The organism is Bradyrhizobium sp. (assembly GCF_049519115.1).
Lineage (GTDB): Bacteria > Pseudomonadota > Alphaproteobacteria > Rhizobiales > Xanthobacteraceae > Bradyrhizobium.
Window position 1 is genome coordinate 135,024 of the sequence record NZ_JBEKRB010000005.1, and the last position, 25,201, is coordinate 160,224.

At 61.1% G+C, this 25,201-nt stretch carries 23 protein-coding genes and 1 pseudogene; 10 read left to right on the plus strand and 14 right to left on the minus strand.

Going from position 1 to position 25,201, the window contains the following annotated elements; all coding sequences use genetic code 11:
* The first annotated feature begins 53 nt into the window (after positions 1 to 53).
* Positions 54 to 1,433 carry a lipopolysaccharide biosynthesis protein gene (locus ABSE61_RS06645; RefSeq protein ID WP_423870289.1) on the plus strand — a complete coding sequence of 460 codons (1,380 nt, stop codon included), beginning with the start codon at positions 54 to 56 and terminating at the stop codon, positions 1,431 to 1,433.
* Between the two features lie 65 nt (positions 1,434 to 1,498).
* Here the strand turns inward: ABSE61_RS06645 and ABSE61_RS06650 are convergent, their stop codons facing one another.
* The 8 genes from ABSE61_RS06650 to cysG all read right to left on the minus strand — a co-directional run bounded on the left by ABSE61_RS06650 (position 1,499) and on the right by cysG (position 8,978).
* Positions 1,499 to 2,287, minus strand: a complete 789-nt coding sequence (locus tag ABSE61_RS06650) for a 3-hydroxybutyrate dehydrogenase (RefSeq protein ID WP_423870290.1) — start codon at positions 2,285 to 2,287, stop codon at positions 1,499 to 1,501.
* 5 nt (positions 2,288 to 2,292) lie between these two features.
* Positions 2,293 to 3,465, minus strand: coding sequence for a DUF3734 domain-containing protein (locus tag ABSE61_RS06655; RefSeq protein WP_423870315.1), 1,173 nt, complete (start codon positions 3,463 to 3,465; stop codon positions 2,293 to 2,295).
* A gap of 177 nt (positions 3,466 to 3,642) precedes the next feature.
* Positions 3,643 to 4,176, minus strand: coding sequence for a CAP domain-containing protein (locus ABSE61_RS06660; protein WP_423870291.1), 534 nt, complete (start codon positions 4,174 to 4,176; stop codon positions 3,643 to 3,645).
* A gap of 165 nt (positions 4,177 to 4,341) precedes the next feature.
* Complete coding sequence (locus ABSE61_RS06665) at positions 4,342 to 5,040, minus strand: phosphoadenylyl-sulfate reductase (RefSeq protein ID WP_423870316.1); 699 nt, start codon at positions 5,038 to 5,040, stop codon at positions 4,342 to 4,344.
* A gap of 20 nt (positions 5,041 to 5,060) precedes the next feature.
* A complete protein-coding gene (locus tag ABSE61_RS06670) occupies positions 5,061 to 5,573 on the minus strand; it encodes a DUF934 domain-containing protein (RefSeq protein ID WP_423870292.1) in 513 nt (170 codons plus the stop codon).
* The gene (locus tag ABSE61_RS06675; RefSeq protein ID WP_423870293.1) at positions 5,560 to 7,215 is read right to left on the minus strand and encodes a nitrite/sulfite reductase; all 1,656 of its coding nucleotides are present in this window, start codon (positions 7,213 to 7,215) and stop codon (positions 5,560 to 5,562) included. Before ABSE61_RS06675 ends, ABSE61_RS06670 begins: the two co-directional genes overlap by 14 nt.
* A gap of 12 nt (positions 7,216 to 7,227) precedes the next feature.
* Entirely contained in the window at positions 7,228 to 7,545 is a 318-nt protein-coding gene (locus ABSE61_RS06680; protein WP_423870294.1) for a DUF2849 domain-containing protein, read from the minus strand.
* Complete coding sequence (gene cysG / locus ABSE61_RS06685; RefSeq protein WP_423870295.1) at positions 7,542 to 8,978, minus strand: siroheme synthase CysG; 1,437 nt, start codon at positions 8,976 to 8,978, stop codon at positions 7,542 to 7,544. Before cysG ends, ABSE61_RS06680 begins: the two co-directional genes overlap by 4 nt.
* Positions 8,979 to 9,232: 254 nt before the next feature.
* Between cysG and cysD the strand changes: the two genes are divergently transcribed.
* The 5 genes and pseudogenes from cysD to ABSE61_RS06710 all read left to right on the plus strand — a co-directional run bounded on the left by cysD (position 9,233) and on the right by ABSE61_RS06710 (position 14,752).
* Positions 9,233 to 10,027: a sulfate adenylyltransferase subunit CysD gene (gene cysD / locus ABSE61_RS06690; protein WP_423870317.1), complete on the plus strand. Its 795-nt coding sequence runs from the start codon at positions 9,233 to 9,235 to the stop codon at positions 10,025 to 10,027.
* A gap of 23 nt (positions 10,028 to 10,050) precedes the next feature.
* A complete protein-coding gene (gene cysC, locus ABSE61_RS06695) occupies positions 10,051 to 11,967 on the plus strand; it encodes an adenylyl-sulfate kinase (RefSeq protein WP_423870296.1) in 1,917 nt (638 codons plus the stop codon).
* Positions 11,968 to 12,128: 161 nt separating this feature from the next.
* On the plus strand, positions 12,129 to 14,291 hold the full coding sequence (locus ABSE61_RS06700) for a malate synthase G (protein ID WP_423870297.1): 2,163 nt from the start codon (positions 12,129 to 12,131) through the stop codon (positions 14,289 to 14,291).
* A 96-nt stretch (positions 14,292 to 14,387) separates the two neighbouring features.
* Positions 14,388 to 14,543 (plus strand): annotated as a pseudogene (locus ABSE61_RS06705) (CsbD family protein); the annotation flags it as partial.
* A 71-nt stretch (positions 14,544 to 14,614) separates the two neighbouring features.
* Positions 14,615 to 14,752 carry a hypothetical protein gene (locus tag ABSE61_RS06710; RefSeq protein WP_423870298.1) on the plus strand — a complete coding sequence of 46 codons (138 nt, stop codon included), beginning with the start codon at positions 14,615 to 14,617 and terminating at the stop codon, positions 14,750 to 14,752.
* A 101-nt stretch (positions 14,753 to 14,853) separates the two neighbouring features.
* On the opposite strand, the gene ABSE61_RS06715 is transcribed toward ABSE61_RS06710, so the two are convergent.
* On the minus strand, positions 14,854 to 15,009 hold the full coding sequence (locus tag ABSE61_RS06715) for a Thivi_2564 family membrane protein (RefSeq protein WP_423870299.1): 156 nt from the start codon (positions 15,007 to 15,009) through the stop codon (positions 14,854 to 14,856).
* A 193-nt stretch (positions 15,010 to 15,202) separates the two neighbouring features.
* Between ABSE61_RS06715 and ABSE61_RS06720 the strand changes: the two genes are divergently transcribed.
* On the plus strand, positions 15,203 to 17,296 hold the full coding sequence (locus ABSE61_RS06720; RefSeq protein ID WP_423870300.1) for a methyl-accepting chemotaxis protein: 2,094 nt from the start codon (positions 15,203 to 15,205) through the stop codon (positions 17,294 to 17,296).
* A gap of 16 nt (positions 17,297 to 17,312) precedes the next feature.
* Here ABSE61_RS06720 and ABSE61_RS06725 read toward each other — a convergent pair whose 3' ends face one another.
* Both ABSE61_RS06725 and ABSE61_RS06730 read right to left on the minus strand, forming a co-directional pair.
* Positions 17,313 to 17,969 carry a DUF2865 domain-containing protein gene (locus ABSE61_RS06725; protein ID WP_423870301.1) on the minus strand — a complete coding sequence of 219 codons (657 nt, stop codon included), beginning with the start codon at positions 17,967 to 17,969 and terminating at the stop codon, positions 17,313 to 17,315.
* A 42-nt stretch (positions 17,970 to 18,011) separates the two neighbouring features.
* Positions 18,012 to 18,824, minus strand: a complete 813-nt coding sequence (locus tag ABSE61_RS06730) for a L,D-transpeptidase (RefSeq protein WP_423870302.1) — start codon at positions 18,822 to 18,824, stop codon at positions 18,012 to 18,014.
* Between the two features lie 218 nt (positions 18,825 to 19,042).
* Between ABSE61_RS06730 and ABSE61_RS06735 the strand changes: the two genes are divergently transcribed.
* The 3 genes from ABSE61_RS06735 (at position 19,043) to ABSE61_RS06745 (ending at position 21,113) form a co-directional block, all read left to right on the plus strand.
* Positions 19,043 to 20,155: an AI-2E family transporter gene (locus ABSE61_RS06735; RefSeq protein WP_423870303.1), complete on the plus strand. Its 1,113-nt coding sequence runs from the start codon at positions 19,043 to 19,045 to the stop codon at positions 20,153 to 20,155.
* Between the two features lie 90 nt (positions 20,156 to 20,245).
* Positions 20,246 to 20,617, plus strand: a complete 372-nt coding sequence (locus ABSE61_RS06740) for an ElaB/YgaM/YqjD family protein (protein ID WP_423870304.1) — start codon at positions 20,246 to 20,248, stop codon at positions 20,615 to 20,617.
* A gap of 64 nt (positions 20,618 to 20,681) precedes the next feature.
* Complete coding sequence (locus ABSE61_RS06745; protein WP_423870305.1) at positions 20,682 to 21,113, plus strand: hypothetical protein; 432 nt, start codon at positions 20,682 to 20,684, stop codon at positions 21,111 to 21,113.
* Between the two features lie 28 nt (positions 21,114 to 21,141).
* Here the strand turns inward: ABSE61_RS06745 and ABSE61_RS06750 are convergent, their stop codons facing one another.
* From ABSE61_RS06750 to ABSE61_RS06760, 3 genes are all read right to left on the minus strand, one after another.
* On the minus strand, positions 21,142 to 21,543 hold the full coding sequence (locus tag ABSE61_RS06750) for a hypothetical protein (RefSeq protein WP_423870306.1): 402 nt from the start codon (positions 21,541 to 21,543) through the stop codon (positions 21,142 to 21,144).
* Between the two features lie 1,156 nt (positions 21,544 to 22,699).
* Positions 22,700 to 23,512 (minus strand): hypothetical protein, encoded by an 813-nt coding sequence (locus tag ABSE61_RS06755; RefSeq protein ID WP_423870307.1) that lies wholly within the window; start codon positions 23,510 to 23,512, stop codon positions 22,700 to 22,702.
* Between the two features lie 350 nt (positions 23,513 to 23,862).
* Positions 23,863 to 24,825: an ABC transporter substrate-binding protein gene (locus ABSE61_RS06760; protein ID WP_423870308.1), complete on the minus strand. Its 963-nt coding sequence runs from the start codon at positions 24,823 to 24,825 to the stop codon at positions 23,863 to 23,865.
* Positions 24,826 to 25,201: the final 376 nt, after the last annotated feature.

A 25,201-nucleotide genomic window follows, 5' to 3' on the forward strand; every position in this document is an offset into this window, starting at 1 on the left:
GTGTTGATAGCCAAAACCTCGGCCGCGACGCCTGCGGCATGAGGACTTCCTGCTTGGCCGTCATGGACGCTCAATCCACAACCAGTCTGCCCGCCAGCTTGCTCGCACGTCTGCGATCGATGCTGGGCGGTGAGGGCCCCAGCGAAGCCTCGGTCACCCGGAGCCTGGCGGGAACGATCTTCGTCATTCGCGTGTTCAGCGCAGCCCTCGCCTATTTCTCGCAAGTGCTTCTCGCGCGCTGGATGGGCGGCTCGGACTACGGCGTCTATGTCTACGTCTGGACCTGGGTGCTGCTGCTCGGCAGTATGATGGATTTCGGCATTTCCTCATCAGCCCAGAAAATCATTCCGGAGTACCGCATCCGCGAAGAGCACGCGCTGTTGCGCGGCTTTCTCGCCGGCAGCCGCTGGATGACGTTCGTGGTCTCGTCGATCGTCTCGGCGTTGCTGGCCGGTCTTGTGAAATGTTTGTCGCCGTGGATCGGAGCCGGCGAGATCGTTCCGCTCTACATCGGCTGTCTTACGTTGCCGGCTTTCGTCGTCGCCAACACCCAGGATGGTATCGCACGCTCCCATGACTGGATGCGGCTCGGACTGATGCCGCAGTTCGTCATCCGCCAGGCCCTGATCATCGGCGTCACCGCCGGACTTTTCGTCCTCGGCTTTCATCTCGGGGCGACCGCAGCGATGCTGGCGAGTGCAGCCGCGGTCTGGATCGGCATGATCGGTCAGATGATCGCGCTCAATCGCCGCCTCGCCAGTCACATCCCGCCCGGCCCGAAAGCTTACGACGTCGGTTTCTGGCTTTCGATCTCGCTGCCGATCTTGATGGTCGAGGGCTTTTACCTGCTGTTGTCCTACACCGACGTGCTGGTGCTGCAACAATACCGCTCGTCGCAGGAAGTCGGTGTCTACTTTGCGGTCGTGAAGACGCTGGCGCTGGTTTCCTTCATTCACTACGCGATGTCGGCAACGACCGCCCATCGCTTTGCCGAGTACCACGCGCTCGGCGATCAGGCGCGGCTCTCGGCCTATGTCGCGCATGCGATCAAATGGACATTCTGGCCTTCGCTCGCCGCAACCGTCCTGTTGCTCGCCCTTGGCAAGCCATTGCTCTGGCTGTTCGGGCCGCAATTCGTCGTCGGTTACGAGATCATGTTCGTGGCCGCGATCGGCCTTGTGGTGCGCGCGGCCGTTGGCCCGGTCGAGCGGCTCCTCAACATGCTCGGCCATCAATATGTTTGCGCGCTGGCTTACGGATTGTCATTTGCGCTGAACGTGGCGCTCTGCATCGCGCTGGTGCCGCGCTTCGGCGGCCATGGCGCGGCGGCCGCGACCTCGATCTCGCTGGTCTTCGAGACCGTGCTGTTGTTCTACATCGTGCGCCAGCGGCTGGGGCTGCACGTGCTCGCGTTCGGGAAAAGCAACCCATAGAAAAGCCGCGTCACTTGCGATAGTGACGCGGCCCCTCAACGCAACTTAACCTCAGAATTAAAGCGTCACTCCGCCGTCCAGCCGCCGTCGATCGAGAGATTGGCGCCGGTGATCTGCGCGGCATCGTCGCTGCACAGGAATAGCGCCAAAGCCGCAACCTGCTCCGAGGTCACGAATTCCTTGGTCGGCTGCGCGTCCAGCAGCACATCCTTGATGACCTGTTCCTTGGTCATGTTGCGCGCCTTCATGGTCTCCGGAATCTGGTGCTCGACCAGCGGGGTCCAGACATAACCGGGGCTGATGCAGTTGCAGGTGATCTTGAAGGTCGCAAGCTCAAGGGCCGCGGTCTTGGTCAGGCCTGCGATGCCGTGCTTGGCCGAGACATAGGCCGACTTGAACGGCGATGCCACCAGCGAGTGGGCCGAAGCCGTATTGATGATGCGGCCCCAGCCGCGCTTCTTCATGACGGGAATGGCGGCGCGAATGCCGTGGAACGCCGACGACAGGTTGATCGCGATGATCGCATCCCATTTCTCGATCGGAAACTCCTCGATCGGCGAAACGAACTGGATGCCGGCATTGTTGACCAGGATGTCGACCGATCCGAAGGTCTTTTCTCCGAGCGCGATCATGTCGGCGATCTCGGCGGGCTTGGTCATGTCGGCCGCCGAATACGCCGCCTTGACCTTGTAGTCGGCTTCGATGGCGGACCGCTCCTTTTCGATATCGGCCGGCGCGCCGAAACCGTTGATCACGACGTTGGCGCCGGCGCTGGCGAAGGCCCGGGCGTAAGCGAGCCCAATGCCGGAAGTCGAACCGGTCACTACCGCCGTCTTGCCTTTCAGATCAGTCATTTCGGTTACTCCTTTGTGGGGTGATTTTCTTCGCCCGATAGATCGTAGGTCACCATCGTCTCGCCGGATTGCGGCCGCTCCAGCCAATCCTCGTGCTGCATCGAGCGGTGGACGTCGCGGACGCCGGCTTCCCAATGCTCGACCATGGCGACGTGGGAAAAGTCGTAATCCTTCGAGCCCGACTCGTAATTTTTACTTCGGTAAATCAAATGCACCACCGTGACGGTGTTCTCTTTTGCCGCCTCGCTCAAAAACACCGCCGAAGGATCGTTCTTGAGATGGTCAGGCAATTTATCGATCAGATCCCGGACCGCCCTGCGGGCGTTATGGATCTGCCGGTTCTTGTCGGTATTCATGCGCGTGCGGCTGGAGAAGCGAATATCCTTCTCGCGTTCGGCAGCCTCCAACATAGTATGCGGCAGCGGCCCGCGGGCGCTGAATAGATCGACCTGGAAGATCAGAAGGTCTTTGACGGTTTCCATATCCAGCACATAATCGAGCGGCGTATTGGAGGCGATGCCACCATCCCAATAATGCTCGCCGTCGATGACAATTGAAGGAAAACCGGGCGGCAGCGCACCCGACGCCATGATGTGCTCCGGGCCAAGCCGCTTGCCGAGCTTGTTGAATTCGACGTTGTCGAAATATCTAAAATTGCCCGTAGTCACGCCCACCGCCCCCACGCTGAGCCGGCACTTCAGATCGTTGATGCGGTCGAAGTCGACAAGCCGCTCCAGCGTCTTGCGCAACGGAGTGGTGTCATAAAAACTCTGCGCCTCGGGGCTACCCTTCGGCCATAACGGCGCCGGCGGCACCCGCGGCGTGAAGAAGCCGGGCGTGCCGAAGGTCGCAATCAATGCCGCGCTGGTTTCGTTATAGAGCGAGCGCTCCCGATCGCCTTTGGTGATCGGCACCGGGACCCACGGCGCCCCGGAGGAGACCATCCCCCAGAATTCCTTCAGCCGGTCGATACGCTTCGACGGCTCGTTGCCGGCAATGATCGCGGCGTTGATGGCACCGATCGAGATCCCCGCGACCCAGTCAGGCTCGAAATCGAAGTGACCAAGCGCCTGGTATGCGCCGGCCTGATAGGAACCTAACGCGCCGCCGCCCTGAAGGACGAGCACGCGCTGTGCGTTTGCGGGCGTCGTTGCCGGCGCGGGATTGACAGAATTCATCATCGCTCTAGCGTCCAACTCTAACATTCGCATCCCTTCCCGGCGGCCACTTTTCGAGCGCTAAAATCGAAAGGACCGCGGGCGAGGATATGTTTCCAGTTTCTGTTAAGTTTGGGCATTCGCAACTTACGCGACATCATACGAATGTCGGAGCCGTGACGCCAGTTCGAGCCCGCATCACTCGGTGAGGCCGGTAAGCGGTGTACCGATTTGCTCGCGCGGCTCGGTCGATGCAAGTATGAGCGTCCAGAACACCTTATACTTGGTGTTGGGAGCATAGCTTGCCGCAATGCCCATTTTTGTGACACCCATTTGCAGCATATTTGCCCGGTGCGGCGGGGAGTCCCGCCAGCCAGAAAACGCCTCGGCCAGGGTATGGTATCCGGCTGATACGTTTTCGACCGCAATCGTTGCCTTGTATCCAGCCGCCTGCAGGCGCTTGGGCAGCGGTGCCTTCACGTCGTGGTCGAGCTTGTTGCGGCTCGCCATGGCCTGCGACTGGCCCTCCGCGATCTTCATCAATTCGGGATCAATCGCCACGGCCCCGAGGCCGTTATTCTTGCGGTAGAGCGAGATCATCGAAGCCGCGGCCTGGGAATCGAGCTTGGCGCCATCAGCCATGTTCAAATACATGCTGGGTTGCTCGATCGGTGCTTCCGATACGCAGCCGCCCAGCACCAATAGCCCGATCATCGCGATCCACGCGCGCATCAATGGAAGGTCCCCCAACAGATGAGGGGCGGTTGTTGCACGCCAACCGTGGCTGAAAGGTGAACGGAGTGGCTTTTTTCGGGCTGGCTTGCAGGCCTAGGGTGCGGCGGTTCATAGGTTCGAAACATGGTTCCGCAAAATATTACGAACTTCGGAATCGGGACACTAGTCGAGATGGATACCGCATTCGGTCTTGGATCGGCCGCGCCAGCGGCTGTCGCGGGCGTCCTCGCCGGGCTTGGCGCGGCTGCTGCAAGGCATGCAGCCCACCGACAGAAAGCCGGAAACCACAAGCGGGTGCGGCGGCAGCTTCGCCTCTGCATAGATCGCTTCGACGTCGGCCCGCGCGATCTTTGCGAACGGGTTGAATTTCAGCCGGATCCCGTCGGCCTCGACCACCGAAATCTGCGCGCGCAAACCGCCCTGGAAGCGTTTGCGCCCGTTGATCCAGCCGTCAAATGGCGCAAGCGCCTGCTTCAACGGTTCGACCTTGCGTATCCGGCAACACGCGTCGGGATCGGAAAACCACAATTCGCGGTTTGCATCCTCGCGGCGCAGCGTCTCTTCCTGCGGCGTGATCGTGCGCACGTCGCGCAAGCCCAACCTTGCGAACAGCGTATCGCGATAGGCGAGCGTCTCTTCAAACAGAAAGCCGGTGTCGAGAAAGATCACGGGGATCGCCGGATCGACATCGGCCATGACCTTGAGCAGCGCGGCCGATTCCGTGCCAAAGGATGAAACCAGCGCCAACCGCTCGCGACCGACAGCGCGCAGGGCGCCCTCGATCACTTCCGGCGGGGTCGCACGACGAAGCATTTCGTCGAGCGCTTTGGCCTTTTCGATCGCAGACGAATCCTCACGCATCGGCTCGGCGAGAATATCCACTAGCGCGCGCTCTCCGAATGACGTTGCTGCATTCGCCGGTGAAGGGCGGTGATCCGGCCATCGCCAGTCGGCTGATAGAACACCGAATAGCGCTTGGCGGTGAGTGCGAAAGCCTCCGCGTCGCTTTCCTTGTTGACTTCGAGAGCATCAAAGCCCGCGCGCAGCATGAACAGGAACTGGTCGCGCAATACTTGTCCGGTGGCGCGCAATTCGCCGGCATAGCCGTGCCGCTCGCGCAAGAGCCGCGCCTGGCTGTAGGCCCGGCCGTCGCGAAAGCTTGGAAACACTAGCGCGACCGCCGCAAGCCGGTCGAGATATGGCAGGAGATCGTCTAGATCGCGATTGTTCGGCCAGATCACTCCGAGTTCCCCGACCCTCGCCAGCAGGGCTTCCGGGTCTTCGAGAAACCGCGCGGCCGAAACCAGCACTGCGCCGCCCTCCGGCATTTCGGCGCCATCCGGAACGTGAACGAAAATATCGGCGGCAATCTTGCCGTTCTTAACGAGTGGCATAGACCCGCTCCCTGAAAGGTTCGACGCCGAGCCGCTTCACCGTATCGACGAAGAGCTCGTCGGGACGCTCGCGCAGCGCCAGATAGGCTTCAACGATATCCTCGACCACGTCCGCAACCTCGCCGTAAGCCACGGCGGGCCCGATCAGGATACCAAGCTCGGCGTTCTCGTCGGCGCGGCCGCCGATCGTGATCTGGTAGAATTCCTCGCCATTCTTCTCCACGCCTAGAATGCCGATATGTCCGACATGGTGATGTCCGCAGGCGTTGATGCAGCCGGAAATATTGATGTGCAACCGGCCGATCAGTTCGGCAGTATCGTGATTGGCAAAGCGGCGGGTCAACTCCTGCGCAATCGGAATCGAACGCGCATTTGCCAGCGAACAATAGTCCAGTCCCGGACAGGCGATGATGTCGGAGACCAGGTTGACGTTGGGCGTTGCGAGCCCGAGCTTGTCGAGCGCCTTCCACAAGACCGGCAAATCGCGCTTGGCGACATGGGGCAGCGCGAGATTTTGCTCATGGCCGACGCGGATTTCACCAAAGGAATATTTGTCGGCGAGATCGGCGAGCGCATCCATCTGATCGGCGGTGGCATCGCCCGGCGGTCCGCCAACCGGCTTGAGCGACAGCGTCACGATCGCATAGCCCTGCACCTTGTGCGTGAAGACGGAGTTGCGCCGCCAGCGCTCGAACAGCGGGTCGTGCGCCGACTTCTTCAGTTCTTCCGGCATGTGCGGCAGCTTTTCGTAAGCCGGATAGGTGAAGCGGGAGCGGATGTCCTCGATGACGGCATCATCCACAACCAATGCGGTATCGCTCATGGCGCGCCACTCTTCGTCAACCTCGGCGGCGAATTTCTCGATGCCGAGTTCGTGCACCAGGATCTTGATGCGCGCTTTATAAATATTATCGCGGCGGCCATACTGATTATAGACGCGCAAGATCGCCTCGACATAGCTCAGGAGGTCGCGGCCATGGACGAACGGCTTGATGGTCTTGCCGATAAAGGGCGTGCGGCCTAACCCGCCGCCGACCAGGACCTCAAATCCGATCTCGCCTTGCGCATTCCGGTGCAGCCGCAGCCCGATATCGTGAACCTTGATCGCGGCACGGTCGTGCGCGGAAGCCGTGATCGCGAACTTGAACTTGCGCGGCAGGAACGAGAACTCCGGATGCAGCGTGGTATATTGCCGCAACAACTCCGACCAGATGCGGGGATCCTCGACCTCGCCCGGCGCCACACCCGCCCACTGATCGGACGTGACGTTGCGCGTGTTGTTGCCCGACGTCTGCATCGCGTGGATGCCGACTTCGGCAAGATCGCCGAGTGCATCCGGCAGTTCGGCAAGTTTGATCCAGTTGAACTGGATGTTCTGCCGGGTGGTGAAATGCCCGTAGCCGCGGTCGTATTTCCGCGCCACATGCGCCAGGCGCCGCAACTGTGGTGACGACAACGTGCCGTAAGGAATCGCGACGCGGAACATATAGGCATGCAGTTGCAGATAGACGCCGTTCTGCAACCGCAGCATCTTGAATTCGTCTTCGGTGAGTTCGCCGGACAAACGGCGTTTCACCTGGTCACGAAACTCTTCAACGCGTTCGTTGATGAGCGTTCGATCAAGTTCGTCATACGCGTACATGGCGGATTGGCCTTATGCCGAAACTGGAAGAAGATCGATGGTGAGGCCCTGGAGGCGAATATGCTCGCGCAGATTACCGGGAGAGATCTTGCCGTCATCGGATATCTCGACCGGCGCGATATAGGGGCCGACCGCGTTAATATCATCGGCGATCGCCTCTGCCAGAAGCGCGCGCGCCTCCTCGGCGTTACGAACGACCGCGACGTCCGCAAGGTCAGTCGACCAGCCCTGGGCGCTGTTGCGATAAACCACGACGCCGTCGATGGTGCGGTTGGCGGTGACGATCGATGGACCCGTGATCCTGATCTTTTGTTGCAGCGGCGATGTCATTCGGCAGCGACCTGAAAATAAGATGCGAGTTGAGAGAGTTGCTGATGGCGCGAGGGCGCGGCACGCGCAACCACGTCACCGATAATGAGAACGGCGGGACCGCCGGCGATCTTTTCGGCGAGATCGGGCAATTCATCAAGGGTGCCGATCGCGGCCAAAGCATCTTTTCGCGTAACGCGCGCGAACACGCCGACCGGGGTTTGCGGCGAACGCCCTGCCGCGAGCAAGCCGGCGCGCACCGACGGAGCCGCGGTCATTCCCATATAGACCACGATCGTCATCTTGACGTCGGTCAGGGTCGACCAGTCGACGGCTTCGGCATCCCTCGCCTTGTGCGCGGTCAGAAACGTGATGCGCAGCGCCTCGTGGCGGAAGGTGAGCGGCACCTCGAATTGGGCGGCGGCGCCTAACCCTGCGGTGATTCCGGGAATGACCGAATAGGCGACACCCGCCTGGCGCAGCGCCTCGATTTCCTCGCCGCCGCGACCAAAGATAAAGGGATCGCCGCCCTTCAGCCGCACCGCACGTTTGCCCGCTCGCGCGGCTTCAATCAACAGCTCGTTGATGGCGTCCTGACCGATACCGGGCTTGCCGACACGCCGGCCAACCGGAATGCGGGCCGCGTCGCGACGCGCGCGGTCGAGAATTTCGCTTGCCACCAGTTCGTCGTAGAAAATCACATCGGCATCCTGCAATGCGCGCAGCGCCTTGACGGTGAGCAGGTCCGGATCGCCGGGACCGGCACCGACAAGCGTGATCCTGCCCTCCGCTTCACCCGACGGCGTGCTGCCGGCGAAGGCGGATGCATCGCCGATATCCTTCAAGGCGGTTTCGGCCTCGTCGGCGCGTCCGGCCAACACCAGCGCACCGATCGGACCATCGACCACGCGTTCCCAGAAGCGACGGCGCAGCGCGAATTCCGGAATCCGGTCGTGGATCGCCTTGCGCCAGCGGCCGACAAAGCCGGCGAGTTCGCCGATGCGAGCGGGCAGCATCGCTTCGATGCGCTCACGCACCCGGCGCGCCACTACCGGCGAGGCGCCCCCGGTGCCGACCGCGACGACGACATCGCCGCGATCGACGATGGCCGGAAAGATGAAAGTCGAATGTTCGAGATCGTCCATCACATTGACGGGCAGACCGACAACTCTTGCGCGCGACGACATCGCTGGGCCGAGATCGCTGGCGCCTGCGCACAAAACCGCGATCACGCCGCTCAAGTCGGCCGTCAGCGGATCGCCCGCGGCGAATTCGATCCGAGATACCTCTTCGATGCCGAGACCCGCGAGATCGTGGTTGCCGTCGGTCGCATACCAACGCACGCGAGCGCCGGCGGACGCGAGCAGGCGCAGCTTGGCGCGGACGAGTTCGCCCGAACCGACAAGCATCACCACGCCGCGTTGCAGATCGAGGAATATCGGCAGGAACCGCATCCGATCGTCGTCTCCGGAACTTCCGAGTTGACTGGAATTATTTTCTATATATGTGTCACTAAATGTCCGCAAAGAGAAAATAATTTCTTCTCTTGAGGGCGACAAATATAGAATTTTCGCTTCGTAAGGCCAAGGGTCGGTAGATGCATCTTCTTGAACAGGGTTACGCGCATAACAGGGTGCATCACGCAATCTCGGATAACGTCGTCTCGGCCACGCAAAATTCAAGCCAGACAGGGGCGCAAGGCCCCTCGATGGACCACCTCGACGCCCTCGAGGCGCAAAGCATCTACATTTTCCGTGAAGCCTTCGCGAGGCTCAAGAAGCTGGCGCTGCTGTGGTCTCTCGGCAAGGATTCCAACGTTATGATCTGGCTCGCGCGCAAGGCGTTCTTTGGCCGCGTGCCGTTTCCGGCCTTGCATGTCGACACCGGCAAGAAATTTCCGGAGATGTACGCGTTTCGCGACACTTTCGGCAAGGAATGGGGCCTCGACCTCAAGGTCGAGCCCTGCCCGCCGATCGACGCCATCGATCCGACCTTGCCGCCGGCGGCGCGCTCGGCGGCCCGCAAGACCGAAGGCCTCAAACTTGCGCTCGCCAAATACGGCTTCGACGGATTGATCGCCGGCATTCGCCGCGACGAAGAGGCCACGCGCGCCAAGGAGCGGGTGTTCTCGCCGCGCGGCACTGAGGGCGGATGGGACGTTCGCGACCAGCCGCCGGAATTCTGGGACCAGTTCAACGCCTCGCCGCCCCCGGGCGCACATTTGCGTATTCATCCGATCCTGCATTGGACCGAAGCCGACGTCTGGGCCTATACGAAGCGCGAAAATATCCCGATCATTCCGCTTTATCTGGCCAAAGACGGCAAGCGCTATCGTTCGCTCGGCGATTCCGACATCACTTCTCCGGTCGATTCGACCGCCTCAAGCATCGAAGAAATCCTGATCGAGCTCGAGCGCACCCAGGTGCCGGAGCGCTCGGGACGCGCGCTCGACCACGAGACCGAAGACGCCTTCGAGCGACTACGCGTTGCGGGCTATCTGTAAACAGTACTGTTTCGAGACCCCGCATGAATATGACGATCTCAACTGAGCCGTCGGCGACGCCAAACGGAACCACTCGTCCGCAGGTGCGCATCGTCATCGTCGGCCATGTCGATCACGGCAAATCGACACTGGTCGGCCGGCTGCTGCATGAAACCGACAGCTTGCCCGAAGGCAAGCTCGAGATGCTGAAAGCGGTCAGTGCACGGCGAGGCATGCCGTTCGAGTGGTCGTTCCTGCTCGACGCGCTGCAAACCGAGCGCGACCAGGGCATCACCATCGACACGACGCAAATTCGTTTCCGCACCCGTTCGCGCGAGGTGGTGCTGATCGATGCGCCCGGCCACGCCGAATTCCTGCGCAACATGATCACCGGCGCCGCCCAGGCCGACGGCGCGCTTCTGATCGTCGATGCGTTGGAAGGCGTGCGTGACCAGACCCGACGCCACGGCTATCTCCTGCATCTTCTCGGCGTCAAACAGGTCGCGGTCGTCGTCAACAAGATGGACCGGGTCGAATTCAGCGCCGCGCGCTTTGCCGAGATTCGTGACGAGATTTCCACGCATCTGACCGGTCTTGGCGTCACGCCGCTCGCCGTGATTCCGATTTCCGCCCGTGACGGCGACGGCGTCGCCGCGCGATCGCCTCGGACCAGTTGGTACGACGGTCCGACAGTGGTCGATGCGCTCGATCAGCTCGAACCGGCACGGCCACCGGAACAGCTTGCATTGCGCCTGCCGGTGCAGGCGATCTACAAGTTCGACGATCGCCGCATCGTCGCCGGCCGGATCGAATCCGGCCACCTTGCGCGCGGCGATGAGATCGTCATTCTGCCCGCCGGCAAGATTGCGAAGATCAAGAGCGTCGAAAGCTGGCCGGTGACGCCGATCGAAGGGCTCCAGACCGCGGGCCGCTCGGTCGGCATCACGCTCGATCGCGAACTGTTTGTCGAACGCGGCGATGTCATCGCTCACACCGGATCGGCCCCGCGCGAAACACGACGAATCCACGCGCGCATTTTCTGGTTGCACGACAAGCCGCTTGGCAAAGGCGAGCAAATCCTGGTGCGGCTTGGCACGCGCGAGAGCCGCGCCAGCGTTGTTGCGATCGAGAAGGCCGTCGACCCCGGTGACCTCGCAAGCGTCGAGACCCGATCGATCGCCCGCAACCATGTCGGCGAAGTCGATATCGCGTTGGCGCAGCCGGTCGCCGCCGATGCCCATACCGATAATGCCAGGACCGGTCGGCTGGTCATCGAGGTCCAGGGTCGCATCGCGGGCGGCGGCCTGGTGCTGTCGGTGGATGCCGGACAACGCGCGGTGCCGATCGATATCGTGCCGGTGGAATCGGCGTTGCGTCCGGACGAACGCGCGGCGCGCAATCACCATCATGGCGCCGTGGTCTGGCTGACAGGATTGCCCGGCTCCGGCAAATCGACGCTAGCGCGGGCGCTTGAACGCGTCGTGTTCGGCAGGGGCGGCTCGCCGATCCTGCTCGACGGCGACACTTTGCGCGCAGGCCTCAACCGCGACCTTGGCTTCTCGGCGAGCGCCCGCAGCGAGAATATTCGAAGGCTTGCCGAAGTCGCCACCCATCTGGCACGCAACGGACACATCGCCATCGTCGCCGCAGTATCGCCCTCGCGCGAAGACCGCGCCAGCGCCCGCCAGATCGCCGACACCGCATTCCGCGAGATTTACGTCGCTACCCCGGCTGAAATTTGCGAGAGCCGCGATCCGAAGGGGCATTACGCCAAGGCCCGTGCAGGGGGCTTGCCGGCATTCACCGGTATTGGCAACGACTACGAACCGCCGCTCGATAGCGAACTGGTCATCGATACCTCGACAGGCTCGGTCAGCGAGGCCGCCGGGGTGATCGAACACATGCTGGTGACGACCGGCGTCCTGCTCGACGAAGTCATTGATCTCGCAGCCAATATTTAAGCCGCGCATAACGGCGTCATAAGGTATTCAAGGGCTTTCTTGGGGTACGCTTTGGCGCTAAAAGGCCGTCGAACGCTCGCGCCCTGCTGGCGCGTTTTTTGCCTCGAAAATCCCTTAAAGACGGCGCCCTCCGGCGCTGCCTCTCGCGAGAAAAATCCATCATGAAACGTATCGACGCCCACGGATTGAAGATTGCGCCCGTCCTGTTTGATTTCATCGCCAAAGAGGCCGCCCCGAAAACCGGGATTGCGCCCGACGCGTTTTGGGCCGGACTTGCCGGCATTGTGCGCGATCTGGCGCCGAAGAACCGCGAACTACTGACGTACCGCGACACGTTGCAGGCCAAGATCGACGGCTGGCACCGCGCCAATAAAGGCAAGCCGCTGGATCTCGGCGCCTACACGGGCTTTCTGAAGGAGATCGGCTATCTCCTGCCGGAACCTTCGACCCAAAAGGTCGAGACGGTCAATGTCGACGAGGAGATCGGCAAGATTTGCGGACCTCAGCTCGTAGTGCCGCTGACCAATGCGCGTTACGCGCTGAATGCTGCGAACGCGCGCTGGGGCAGTCTTTACGACGCGTTTTACGGCACCGATGCGATCCCGCATGACCCGAGCGAAGCCGGCAAAGGCTTCAACAAGGCACGCGGCGACAAGGTGGTTGCGAAAGCCAAGACCTTCCTCGATTCCGCCGTGCCGCTCGCCACCGGCAGCCATACCGACGTGGTTTCTTACAGTGTCATCAGCGGCAAGCTCGCGGTCAAACTCAAGAGCGGCAACGCCACGGCGCTGAAATCCAACGATCCGTTCGCAGGCTTTAGCGGCGATGCCGCAGCACCCTCGGCCATTCTTCTCGTCAACAACGGACTGCATATCGAGATCAAGATCGACCGCAGCCACATGATCGGCAAGGACGATTCCGCCGGCGTCGCGGATGTGATTCTGGAGGCAGCCGTCAGTACCATCCTCGACATGGAAGACAGCGTCGCAACGGTTGACGCCGAGGACAAGGTGCTCGTCTATCGCAACACGCTCGGCCTGATGAACGGCACGTTGTCGGCCGACTTCGAGAAGGGCGGCAAGACGCTAAAGCGCGCGCTCAATCCGGATCGCGTCTATACGACGCCGGAAGGCAAGGAGCTCAAGCTGCACGGACGCAGCTTATTGTTGATCCGCAATGTCGGCCACCACATGTTTACCGATGCGGTGCTCGATGCTGCCGGCGAAGAGATTCCGGAAGGTCTGCTCGATGCTGCCGTCACCGGCCTGCTCGCGATCCACGACGTCAAGGGCGACACCAAGCTGAAAAACAGCCGCACCGGCTCGGTCTACATCGTGAAGCCGAAGATGCACGGGCCGGATGAAGTGGCGCTGACCTGCGAATTGTTCGCGCGCGTCGAAATGATGCTGTCCTTGCCGGAAAATACTTTGAAGGTCGGCATCATGGACGAGGAACGCCGCACCACCGTCAATCTCAAGGCCTGCATCCAGCAAGCCTTGAAGCGCATTTTCTTCGTCAATACCGGCTTCCTCGATCGTACCGGCGACGAAATCCATACCTCGATCGAAGCGGGCCCCATGATCCGCAAGAACGACATGAGGGCGCAGCCCTGGATCAAGGCATATGAGGACTGGAACGTCGACATGGGCCTGATCGACAGCCTGCCGGGCCATGCGCAGATCGGCAAGGGCATGTGGGCGGCGCCCGACATGATGGCGGATATGCTCACGCAAAAGATTGCGCATCCGCAGGCCGGCGCCACCACGGCGTGGGTGCCGTCGCCGACCGCGGCGACGCTGCATGCGCTGCATTATCATCAGGTCAATGTGCTGGCGCGCCAGCAGGAACTCACCAAGGGCGGCCCCCGCGCCAAACTGTCCGACATCCTCACCATCCCGGTCTCGAAATCGAACTGGGCGCCTGATGATGTGCGTCAGGAGATCGACAACAATTGCCAGGGCATTCTCGGTTACGTGGTGCGCTGGATCGATCAGGGCGTTGGCTGCTCGAAGGTGCCGGATATCCACGATATCGGCCTGATGGAAGACCGCGCGACCCTGCGCATCTCAAGCCAGCATCTGGCGAACTGGCTGCTTCAGGGCGTTGTCTCCGAGGAGCAGGTGATGGATTCGCTCAAGCGCATGGCCGTGGTGGTGGACGGCCAGAACAAGGGCGACAAGCTCTACCGGCCGATGGCGCCGGCCTTCGACGGCACAGCCTTCAAGGCGGCCTGCGATCTCGTCTTCAAGGGACGCGAGCAGCCGAACGGCTACACCGAATACATTCTCACCGCGCGGCGCCGCGAGGCCAAGGCGGCAGGCTGAGCGCGGCTGTTTCCGGAACGATCGGCCATCGCAGTCGTTACGTCGTTTTCTCAACGGAGGAGACGACGATGGATTGTCGAAGGTAACTAGAAACAGATCAAGGGCAAGGCGAAGGAGAAGTGGGGCAAACCCACCGATGACGACCTCAACGTGATCGAAGGCCGCCGCGAACAGCTCGAAGGCAAATTGCAGCAGCGTTATGGTTTCGCCAAGGACCAGATCCACAAGGATGTGGACGACTGGTTCAGGACCCGCGTCGAAGCCCACACCTCATGCGGCAGCGGCGATGCGCCGCTGAACACCCGTTCGGAACCATCAAGCGGATGACGGCTGGCGGCAGGTTCCTCACCCGAGGCCTTACCAACGTCAAGACTGAAGCCGCCTTCAGCGTTCTTGTCTACAACATCATGCGGGTCATTAATCTCATCGGCCCGCAAAGCCTCAAGATCAGGCTCGCCTGACCCTAAAAATGAAAAAAGAGGCCCAGGATCACCGGAGCCTCTCGTTTCCACACAGCCTGCATTGCCGCGTCTTTTTCATGGGAAGCCGAGACGACCAGGCGCTAGAACACCGCGATATATTTGAGCAGCGACAGCACGCCCAGGATGATCACGATGATGCGCACGATCTGTTTGGCGCGGCCGTCGAGCGGCAACAGGTTAACGAGATATAAAATCAGAATGACGACCAGAAAGGTCACAAGCGCACTGATGAGCATGTAATTTCCCCTGATACACGCGAGAACGTTGGCGGTGCAGCCTCAACGCGCAGACCGCCCTGCAGGTTCCTTGTACGGAACTGCCTACAAATACACCAGCCGCATCAACGCTTTCACCCCGATAGCGGCAGTGCCGCTGTCTAAATCTTTACCCTTTTTTGGCTATGTGGGAGGGCTTTGCTTGGGGGTTGTCATGCTCGACCGGTTCACGGTGTCTTCGCTGATCAAGTCGGTCATCGTTTTGATGGCCCTCTGCATGACGGGGCTGCTCAGCGTCAGCGCCTGGAATTCCTGGGGGCGGCTCGCGGTGACCGGCCGGATCCTGCTGGTTTCGGATGCCTCCTCGGGCCTTTTCAAGGCCCTGCACAATCTTCGCAGCGACCGCTCCGCCACCAGCCGCAACCTCAAGGAAGATGCGGTTCTGCCGTCGAGCATGCAGAACTATATGCGCGATGTCCGCGACGCCGAACTGGCTGCAATGCGCTCGGCAAACCAGACGGCCGCGGGGATGGATTTTTCCGATCGCGCGGCGCTGCTTCCCGAGTTGAAACGGCTGATCGATGCGTTCGTCGTGCTGGAGACCGAATCGTGGAGCGCGCTGAACAAACCGAAGGCTTCACGACGGCCTGAACTCGGCAAGGAGTTCATGGACAATACGGCAGCGCTGGTCGAAACCCTCGACAAGATTTCGACCAAGGTCGCTGCGGCCGTGAATCACGACGACCCGGTCATCGACCAAATGCTGATGATCAAGCAGCTCGCGTGGCTGATGAGGAACACCGCCGGCGAAGCGTCGCTCCTGGTATCGAACGGGCTTGCGGCCGGCAGCATGACCCCGGATGTCCGCCAGACCTACACCAAGCTCGTCGGCGGCACCGAAGCCGCCTGGAACGCGCTGCAGACCGTCGCGGCTTCGACCGAAATGCCGCCCGGCTTCATCCAGGCGATGGCGGACGCCAAGTCCGCCTATTTCGACCCGCAATTTCTCGGACAGCGCGATCGGCTGATCAATGCGCTGGTGAACGGCGACAAGCCGGAAATGAAGGCCAACGAGTGGAATCCCTTCTCGGTCCAGCATATGACCAGCATTGTTGCGGTCGCCGAGCGCGCGCTTGATATCGCCAGGGATTATGCCGCTGCTCAGCACGCCAGCGCCCAGCGCCTGCTTGTGCTGCAACTTGTCCTGCTCGCGGCCGCCATCGTCTTGACCTGCGGCACCATGATCGCGGTGACGCGCCGCATCATCCGTCCGCTGCACATCATGCGCGATGCCATGCTGAGCGTGGCATCGGGCGACCTGAGCGTCGATACCGGATACGCGCAGCGCCGCGACGAGATCGGGGCGCTGGCCGGTGCGCTCGAAACCTTCAAGCAGCAGGCCACCGACAAACTCAGGATCGAGCAGCAGGAACGTGAGCGCAACGCCGGCTCGGCCGCACGGCAACGGGCCATCGAAGGTTATGTCGGCGAGTTCGAAAGCCAGGTGCACCAGACGCTGGACCGCTTGAACGACGCCTCCAACGGGATGCGGGGGACGTCCTCGGACCTGTCGAAGGTCTCGGAGCAGACCAATTCGCGGGTAAAGATCGCGGAGAAGGCCTCCGGCGAGGCCTCGATGAACGTCGAGAGCGTCGCCTCGGCGTCGCACGAGTTGAGCGCTTCGATCGGCGACATCAGCCGCCAGGCCTCGCACGCCGCCGGAATCGCCAGTCGCGCCGTCACCAGGGCGCGGGAGACCGACGACACGGTGCAGGGATTGGCAAAGACCGCCGCCGGAATCGGCGAGGTGGTCGGCCTGATCAACTCCATCGCCGCCCAGACCAACCTGCTGGCACTGAATGCGACCATCGAGGCCGCACGTGCCGGCGAAGCCGGCCGGGGCTTTGCCGTGGTGGCCTCCGAGGTCAAATCGCTGGCGAGCCAGACCGCCAAGGCAACGGAAGAAATCTCCGAGCAGATCGCCGACATTCAGAAAGTGGCCGGCGAGGCCATCGAGGCGATCAAGGGAATCGGCGGCATCATCGGCGAGGTCAACGAGGTCGCAACCGCCATTGCCGCCGCGGTCGAAGAACAAGGCGCCGCCACCCAGGAAATCTCGCGCAACACCCAGTACGCCGCGCAAGGCACCCGAAACGTTTCCGAAAACATCGCGGGCGTCAAAGCCGACGCGGATGCCGCGGCCACCGTTGCGCAAAACGTCAAACAGGCCTCGGAAACTCTGGAGACGCAGGGTCTCGATCTGAGCAATCAGGTCACCGAATTCCTGCGGAAAATCCGCGCGGCCTGAAATCGCGCGGCCCGCGCTATTGCGAGGCGACGACCGGCACCCGCCGGTAACGCGACCGTATCGAATCCGGCGCGGGGGAAAGATCGAGCGCCGCGCCGCGCCGATCGACGCTGCGACCGGCCACCATCAACCCGTTCGGCCCGGCGACGATATCGCCCCGGCGCAACGTCGGATCGTCTTCGATTTTCACTTCCGCAAGACCGACCGGGTCTTTGCCGTTGCAGGTACAGCCGGCAACGAGATCGTCGCGATAGCGAAACGCGTTGGGCAACTCGGAATAGGATTTGCCGCTCTCGGTGACGGCGTTGTCGATATTGCCGCCATAGACCACCTTGGTCTCGCTCGCCGGGCAAAAACTGTTGCACGACGCGGCACGGCTTTGATTGCCGGCGCTCGAGATCGGGAAATAGCGCCCGTCGCAGGTACGCACGCAATAGGCTTGTCCTCCGCCGCCATAGGCGCGCGGGCGCGCGGGCTGGCCGTCAGGAGGAAAAGCCGTGGTTTCCTCGCCACCGTAAGGCATCGGCGTCATCGACGGCGGCTGCGGCCGGTGCACGCCGAACGCGCCAAAAAGAGTGGATAGGAAATCCCCGGCCTGCGCCGACGGCGACATCGCCACCGCGACCAAGGCGGCTATGCCGCCCAATGCCATCTTGCCCTTAGCCATGCCCATGCGGCTTCGTCTCCAAGGTCAATCCAAGCCAGGCACTTTTCTTTAGTACAGCGAGGACATTGAAAGGTTTACCGCCCGGCGTCCCGAGGGAGGCGTCGTCACCTCGGCGCGAGGTTGCGGCGTGACTGACGCCACCTCGCCTCCGGCGATGGGCCGCGCCGCGAGATGGGCGGCGTTTTTCGGCAGCACCACTACCTTCGTCCCGACGCTGACGCGGCCGAACAGGTCGGTCACGTCTTCATTGGTCAGCCGGATGCAACCGCTGGAAACGAACTTGCCGATGGTCGTGGGATCGTTGGTGCCGTGAATGCGGTAGTCGCTGGAGCCTAGATACATGGCGCGCGCGCCGAGCGGATTGCCCGGACCACCCGCCATGAAGCGCGGCAGATAGGGCTGGCGGGCGATCATCTGCGCCGGCGGATGCCAATCCGGCCATTCTGCCTTGTTCGTGATGGTTTGCACGCCCGACCAGGTGAAGCCTTCGCGGCCGACGCCGACGCCGTAGCGGATCGCGCGGCCCTGACCGAGCACGTAGTAGAGCGTGGTGTTGCCGGTATCGATGATAACGGTGCCCGGCGCCTCATCCGTATTGAGCGCAACCGTGGTTCGGCGCAGCCGCTCCGGAAGCACGCGGGCGCCGGCCGCACCTTCGGCGGAATCGTCTGGCGTGGCCGCTGCGTCATCCGACGGAAACGCCGACAGCGGCGCCGATGCATAGCCGAGCGCCTGCGCGCTTGCCGGACTTGAAAGAGCCAACGGCGTCAAGGAAAGCATGCCCGTGACGAAGAGCGTATTGACCGTCATCGCCCGTTGCCTGCGCGCCGGTCGCTCCGTTTGTTCGGTTTGCTGTGACATGACTTGCCCCGCTTTTGCTGCGCATCGGGAGATGCGAGTTACGTAAGCACAAACGCCGGGACACGTTCCGGGTTCCTCCGCCGCTCGCGGCCATATTGTCGCTGTCAAGAACGAGAGGATTCACATCTGCGCGTCGGAACTTTTCGTGGCGTAGCGCTTTGGGTCTGCATCAAACTTTTTGGTCGCGATGCCGCGCGGCAAGCCGCGGGGAGAGCCGTTTGCGTGTGGTACCCAACGAGCGTGTGCTGACAAGGGACGACGTTGGTGCCCGACCTCCCGATAGCGGTAGCGAGTCACCGCGAACCATTCGCCGCTCCGAGATCATCGCCTTCGCGCTGATCTCTCTGCTGATCATCACCGTTGTTGCTGTTCTTTGGGCCGCCAAAGCCTTCTTCCTGCCGATCGTGGCGGCGTTCGTGATCGGGACCATGTTGTCGCCGGCGGCCGGATTTCTTGAGCGCCATCGTATCCCTCGCGCGCTTTCGGCCGTGCTGATCGTGAGCGCGGTCGGCGCCGGCGTCACCTTCGTCATCGGTCTGATTTCATCGCCACTGATGGAATGGAGCACGCGGCTGCCCGAACTCGGCGCCCGGCTAAAGGACAAGCTCTATATATTCGACCGGCCGCTAGCGCTGTGGCGGGATCTCCAGGGCATGGTCGGAGGATCCGACGCGCTGCCGCCCGCGCCGTTTCAGGTGCCAAAACTCGAATGGGTGCAACCGACGCTGGAATTCCTGTCGCCGACCTTCACCGAATTCCTGCTTTTTTTCGCAACACTCATTCTGTTCATAGCCAGCTGGCGCGACCTGCGGCGCGCCCTGATCATGACCTTCACCGGCCACGACTCGCGGCTGCGGGTCCTGCGAAGCCTCAATGCGATCGAAGAACATCTCGGCTCTTATTTGCTGACGGTGACACTGATCAACATGGGCGTGGGTACCGCGACCGGGCTGATCTGCTGGGCCGCGGGCATGCCGAATCCGGCCGGGCTCGGCGCGCTTGCGGCGACGCTGAATTATCTGCCCATCATCGGGCCGGTTGCGATGTTTGCGGTCCTGGCACTGGTCGGGCTGGTCGCCTTTTCGACGATTGGGGGAGCGTCGATCGCACCGCTTGCCTTCGTTGGGCTTACGTTTCTCGAAGGTCATTTCATCACGCCGACCATCATTGGACGCCGGCTGGAGTTGAACGCGCTCGCGGTCTTTATCTCTCTGGCATTCTGGACCTGGCTGTGGGGCCCGATGGGCGGCTTTCTGTCGTCGCCACTTTTGATCGTGGCGTTGATCCTTCGCGATCATTTGTCGTCATCGAATGGGCCGCAGCTACCGTAAACCATTTCGGTGGCTGTCGGTTTCACGTCTGGAACTTACCGAAGCCGCAAACGTTTCTCCCGATATCAATCTCACCACCGGGAGTTTTTGATGCCGAGTATCAACGGTGAAATGGGGATGCAGGACATGACAGACAAAGCAACCTATGAACGGCTGGAGAAGGATGTGACCAGCGTGAAAAACGATATCGGCGCCCTCGCCGATCAAATCACCGACGCGCTCAACACGCTCGCGGGCACGGCAAGCAAGCAGGCGCGCCGCGGCTACAAGAATGCCCGCGCCAACGTCGATTCGGTCGTCGACGACCTTTCCGAACGCTCAAGCGCCATGATGGGCGCCGCCCAGGACGCGGCCGCATCGGTGGAAGAAACGCTGGAGAATGTCATAACCGAGCGTCCGCTTGCGACCGTCGGCTTGGCGCTTGGGCTTGGCTTCCTGATCGGCGTGACTTGGCGCAGGTAGGATGGCGCAGTAAGACTTGGCGCAGGTCAGAATTGACGCTGCTAACAACGAGCGAGGCGGGCAGATGTTGAGGCGCATGATCGACGACATCAAGGACTCGACGGGTGTGGCCATCAGAATGACCTCACTCGCCGCCGCGATCGCGTTTGCCTTTTTGGTCACGATCGCTTTCCTCTGCGCGGCCGCCTTTGTCTATGTGCTGCAAAACTACGGCCCGATCCAAGCCTGTCTGACCGGTGCGGGAATTTTCCTTGCCATCGCACTGATCGGAATCGCCGTGTACACCGTGCGGAAGCGGCAGGCCCGGCAAGAGGCAAAGGAAACGGCAAAATCGGCATTGCACACGGCTCTCGCCGATCCGGTCATGATGGCCACTGCCCTTCAGGTGGTTCGCGCGATTGGCATCAAGAAGCTGGTCCCGATTCTGGCCGTCGGCGGATTGGCTTTGGGATTGCTCGCCAACCGTCCCGCCTCACACGAAGCGCCAGCCGAGTAATCGGATTATCGATCAAATAAAGCGTCGATCAGGTGACGCAGCGGCCCGGCTCGAGTTGCTTGGCAACTTCGGTCAACACGCTGACCATGGGCTCGCATGCCACTGCCGGCTTGGGCGCAACTCGCTTGGCCGTCGCCGACACTGCGGTGGGAGTCGCGGATGTCACGGGAACACGAAGCAGGAAGGTGGTGTCCGAGAAACCGCTCAGTTTCAACGAAACCGTTCGCGTGACAGCGGGGGAACCCGCTGGCCCCGTCGCGCGGTCCGTTTTGGCGCCGCGATTGACCGCGGATGCGTCCGCTGCTGGAGAGCCGGACGACAGCTGATCGACAGGCGACATTCCCAAATCCCGGCCCAAGGCAAATTGTGCCGCGCCGGAAATCAGCACGAGGGCGATGGCGCCCGATATCCCCGTTGTGAGCCGTGACATTTCTTGTCCCGCGGTCTGAGACCTATTTGGTCAGACATCAACGCGGTCGAAACCCCAAAGTTTCTAAAAATTAGCCATTTGAGCTACAAAAAGTGGCCGTGAAAAAATCTGAAAAAAGGCCAGACCCGGCTGGAACGATCCAAAGGCCTGCGCGTCTTTTCAGCAGCCGGTTATCCCCCCTGCCCCATTGACCGGCGATGTGGGGGCGTGGCTGTGGTGATGCCAGCCGCGCCCCCAATTTTTATGCGGAAATCGAGCCAAACTTCCCCTTCCGCCCCACCAACCGCCCCACCTTTGAAGATGGAACCAGCACGCCAGTACCTTGCTCGAGGCACTTGAAATTTTCGTGATAGGAGCCGCCTAGGGTGCTTCCGCGACGGACTATGCCTCGGCGTCGCGGGTCCAGGGTGTGCAAAAGCTTCCTCTTGGGACGGGGCTCCGCTGCTTTCGTGTTCGCCCGCATTGATCAGGCGTATGACCCAAGTCCGGCGCCCGTTCGGGAGAATGAGCCGATTGTGAACTAGCTCACATCGGATCGGCGGGGACGCTGCTCGCTTGTTGATGCTGAGGATTTCAGGGGCTCAGTAAACAGGCGCCGGCGGGACACGATATTTCGAGCCCGGCGGCGTATTTTTGAGGCGGCACGAGCGGTCAGCCGATCGATAGTGGTGCCGGACGTGAAGACGCGCAGGCCAAAACCTGGCAGCTCCGGCGGAAGGCCGGCACCTGGGCGCCGCCACACCCCCTTCACACGGGAGAGGTCCAAGGTTCGATCCCTTGTGCGCTCACCATTAGGCCTCGATAATCAACGACTAAATGAACTGCTTCCCCGAGGGTGTGCCCAGGAAAAGCTGGGGCACAACGGGGGCATAGCGTTTCTGGACGGTACAAAAAGTCGCTCCACACAGCGCCAACCGTCACCCACTGCCTCCGTGCTCAGCCAACTCGGTGTTATTTTCACCCGGAAATTCTGTGTTTGAACCGGAGACATACGCGGTCATACGCACTTGGTGTCAGGCAACTAACGCTACCGGGCTGTAAGGTTTTGATGGCCGCATCTCGCGCGAACCTTCGAGATGGAAGCGCGCCCCACCACGTCTAAGGCCGACGGAGGGTACACGCGATACTTGTATTAATTTATGTCGTAATATTCGCCTCAAAAGACGCGCTGATCCACAGGCGGCGTGAAACTGTAGACGATCTTTCCGCCCATTTCCGGGTTCTGGTCTAGCTCGCTTGTCTCGTGCAGCGAAATGCGGTTCAGCCGGTTCTTAATCCGACGGTGCACCTCCGTTTCTGGAAAAACCAACTTCTGGAAGAAGCTTAGGGTCTTGCCGCTCTTGTCCGCGAGGATTCCGGCCGCCTTGACCCAATCACCCTTGACCCGCTTTCGTTCGAGTTTGATTGCGATATCGAGGTCGCCGAGATCGTCGCTGTCGGTGAGATAGGATCCGAACACCCGCACTTCCGTGATGTAGTGGAGTAACTCACCATCTCGGTTGATCTTGGCGACGCGTTCAAGTGCCTCCCGTAACAGAGCTTCCGCGGCAGGCCGAGTCATACGTGGTACAAGGCTTTTCATTCCAGTTGCATGGCCATTGTCAGTAACGCGGTAGACGATCCGGCCATCGGCATCATGACCCCCTTCCTGGATCAGCTTGTGCGCGAGCAATGCCTCGATCAGGCTGCGCGTTTGCGGAGCGAAATCCGGAATTTTGGGCAGACGCGAACCGAAAATCTTGTCGCGCTTCCGAGCGGTCGCCCAGGCCCGGAGCGCATGGCCACGATTCTGCCGGTTGATTTTGCCTGTTTCGATCAGCTCATCAATGGTCTTACGCCACCAAGCTCTCAATAGATGCTCGTCGATAAGGTCGGCATAGAAACTATCGGAGTTCGCCGCGTCGGCCAGAACGTCGCGAACGAGCTTGCCTCGTTGCCCTCCGATCCGCGTCTCGCGATGGATCTTCACTCACGTTCTCGGCTGCTAAGTGGTGAAGGTCATTCCTTACCACGAAGTATGAGCGGACAACCATGGGCCCAGCCTGCCCCGCTTGGCGGAATCTTCTCAATCCGTCGCGAAGTCGATACTTCTTCGTAGGCGTTCGCGTGAAGACATTCCGACAGAGCCGCTGATTAAGAGGCGGATGATCTATTAGGAAAATCAATGGGGGTTCCGACAAAGGAACCGTTCAAGGTTCGTTGAGCCTTCAACCGGAATTCGTTTTGTCGGAATGGCGCCCGCCTCTGATGCGCAAACCCGTACCGGGATTTAATAGGTGAGCGGCGGCAGAAACACTGTTCCGCCGCCCTTCAAAATACTTATCTAAGAAGCGAACTGTCGACGACGCTCTCGGGATTGAGCTTGCTTTCGGGATAGTCTTGCGAAGCTGCCACCCATTTCCAGGTCTCGGTAACCAGCGCCGGATCAAAATTGCCGAAGCCCGTTCGTTTGGAAATCTCGTTGTCGACAAGCGGCCTCATCGCTTCCAGTTCCACGGTATTTGTCGCCGCATCGGTATCGGGTGCCAGCTCGTGGACGTCCTTGCCGGCCTGGTCCGAATGCGCGAGCGCGAATTCGACGCTCTTCTTGAACGCGCGCACAAACTTCTTGGCGACTTCCGGACGCTCCTTGATGATCTTGTCCGAAGCGAGCAGCGACCAGTTGTAGCCAGACAACCCGTAATTAGACCACGGAATCGTCTTCAGTTTGGCGCCGGACTCTTCAGCCAGCTTTGAATATAGCGGCACACTGGTCACCCAAGAGATCACCGCATCGACCTTGCCGGTCGCCAGCATCGGGCCGAGGGCGTTATTATCGACCTTCAGAAATTTCACGTTGTCAGGATTGAGTTGGTTGCGCTTGGCCATCAACGGCCAGACCTGGTTGGACCCCGAGAATGTCGCGGTCGCGAGCGACTTCCGATCGAGATCCTTGATCGATTCGATGCCCGATCCAACGCGGGTTACGATCGCGTCCGGCGACTTGCTGTAGATGGCGAGCACAGCCTTCGCCGGCAGCCCTGGGCTGTTGGCTGCGGCGTTCATCAACGAACTGAGCGATGCCGCCCCGAAATCGTCGGTGCCGGCAGCGACGCGCGCCACCGCGTCCGATCCACCCCGGCCGATCTCAACGGTGACGTCGAGGCCCTCTTCCTTGAAGTAGCCCTGCTTGATGCCGACATACGCAAAGCCGATATAACCGGCCGGGAACCAATCGAGGACATATTTGACCTTCTCGTCCGCCTTCACTGACACGGATGTGAGCGCAAGAAGCACCGCCATCGCGGCAGATTTCCTAAGAATGTGCACCGCCAGCTCCTTTCGATTAAGCCACTGTTGGACATATCCTAGCCAGCCAATCGATCAGAGCGGGAACAGATAATGACGACGTAGGTTCTGGATTCCTGATCCAGCCGGTGCGCCGATCTTGACGGTGTAACGAGCCGCCACCCGGCTCGAATTCGAGCGTCAGTCTCGAAGATATTCGGCTGGCATTGAAGCAAATGCAAAATCCGCCACTGGTTCAGATTTTGTGAAGCTGGAAGGCGGCAAATTTGATTGCAGTCGACCGGCCTCTGGCGGACATTGCGAACATGAATAGTCGTTCTCCTGGCGCCGGCCTTATCGCATCCGCTCCTGAATCGATGCGAATACCACC

Bases quoted from the DNA above. Each gene is read 5' to 3' on its own strand.
- ABSE61_RS06650 (WP_423870290.1), bottom strand. From the start codon at position 2,287: ATGACTGATCTGAAAGGCAAGACGGCGGTAGTGACCGGTTCGACTTCC.
- ABSE61_RS06655 (WP_423870315.1), bottom strand. From the start codon at position 3,465: ATGAATTCTGTCAATCCCGCGCCGGCAACGACGCCCGCAAACGCACAG.
- ABSE61_RS06660 (WP_423870291.1), bottom strand. From the start codon at position 4,176: ATGCGCGCGTGGATCGCGATGATCGGGCTATTGGTGCTGGGCGGCTGC.
- ABSE61_RS06665 (WP_423870316.1), bottom strand. From the start codon at position 5,040: ATGCGTGAGGATTCGTCTGCGATCGAAAAGGCCAAAGCGCTCGACGAA.
- ABSE61_RS06670 (WP_423870292.1), bottom strand. From the start codon at position 5,573: ATGCCACTCGTTAAGAACGGCAAGATTGCCGCCGATATTTTCGTTCAC.
- ABSE61_RS06675 (WP_423870293.1), bottom strand. From the start codon at position 7,215: ATGTACGCGTATGACGAACTTGATCGAACGCTCATCAACGAACGCGTT.
- ABSE61_RS06680 (WP_423870294.1), bottom strand. From the start codon at position 7,545: ATGACATCGCCGCTGCAACAAAAGATCAGGATCACGGGTCCATCGATC.
- cysG (WP_423870295.1), bottom strand. From the start codon at position 8,978: ATGCGGTTCCTGCCGATATTCCTCGATCTGCAACGCGGCGTGGTGATG.
- cysD (WP_423870317.1), top strand. From the start codon at position 9,233: ATGGACCACCTCGACGCCCTCGAGGCGCAAAGCATCTACATTTTCCGT.
- cysC (WP_423870296.1), top strand. From the start codon at position 10,051: ATGAATATGACGATCTCAACTGAGCCGTCGGCGACGCCAAACGGAACC.
- ABSE61_RS06700 (WP_423870297.1), top strand. From the start codon at position 12,129: ATGAAACGTATCGACGCCCACGGATTGAAGATTGCGCCCGTCCTGTTT.
- ABSE61_RS06710 (WP_423870298.1), top strand. From the start codon at position 14,615: ATGACGGCTGGCGGCAGGTTCCTCACCCGAGGCCTTACCAACGTCAAG.
- ABSE61_RS06715 (WP_423870299.1), bottom strand. From the start codon at position 15,009: ATGCTCATCAGTGCGCTTGTGACCTTTCTGGTCGTCATTCTGATTTTA.
- ABSE61_RS06720 (WP_423870300.1), top strand. From the start codon at position 15,203: ATGCTCGACCGGTTCACGGTGTCTTCGCTGATCAAGTCGGTCATCGTT.
- ABSE61_RS06725 (WP_423870301.1), bottom strand. From the start codon at position 17,969: ATGGGCATGGCTAAGGGCAAGATGGCATTGGGCGGCATAGCCGCCTTG.
- ABSE61_RS06730 (WP_423870302.1), bottom strand. From the start codon at position 18,824: ATGTCACAGCAAACCGAACAAACGGAGCGACCGGCGCGCAGGCAACGG.
- ABSE61_RS06740 (WP_423870304.1), top strand. From the start codon at position 20,246: ATGCCGAGTATCAACGGTGAAATGGGGATGCAGGACATGACAGACAAA.
- ABSE61_RS06745 (WP_423870305.1), top strand. From the start codon at position 20,682: ATGTTGAGGCGCATGATCGACGACATCAAGGACTCGACGGGTGTGGCC.
- ABSE61_RS06750 (WP_423870306.1), bottom strand. From the start codon at position 21,543: ATGTCACGGCTCACAACGGGGATATCGGGCGCCATCGCCCTCGTGCTG.
- ABSE61_RS06760 (WP_423870308.1), bottom strand. From the start codon at position 24,825: ATGGCGGTGCTTCTTGCGCTCACATCCGTGTCAGTGAAGGCGGACGAG.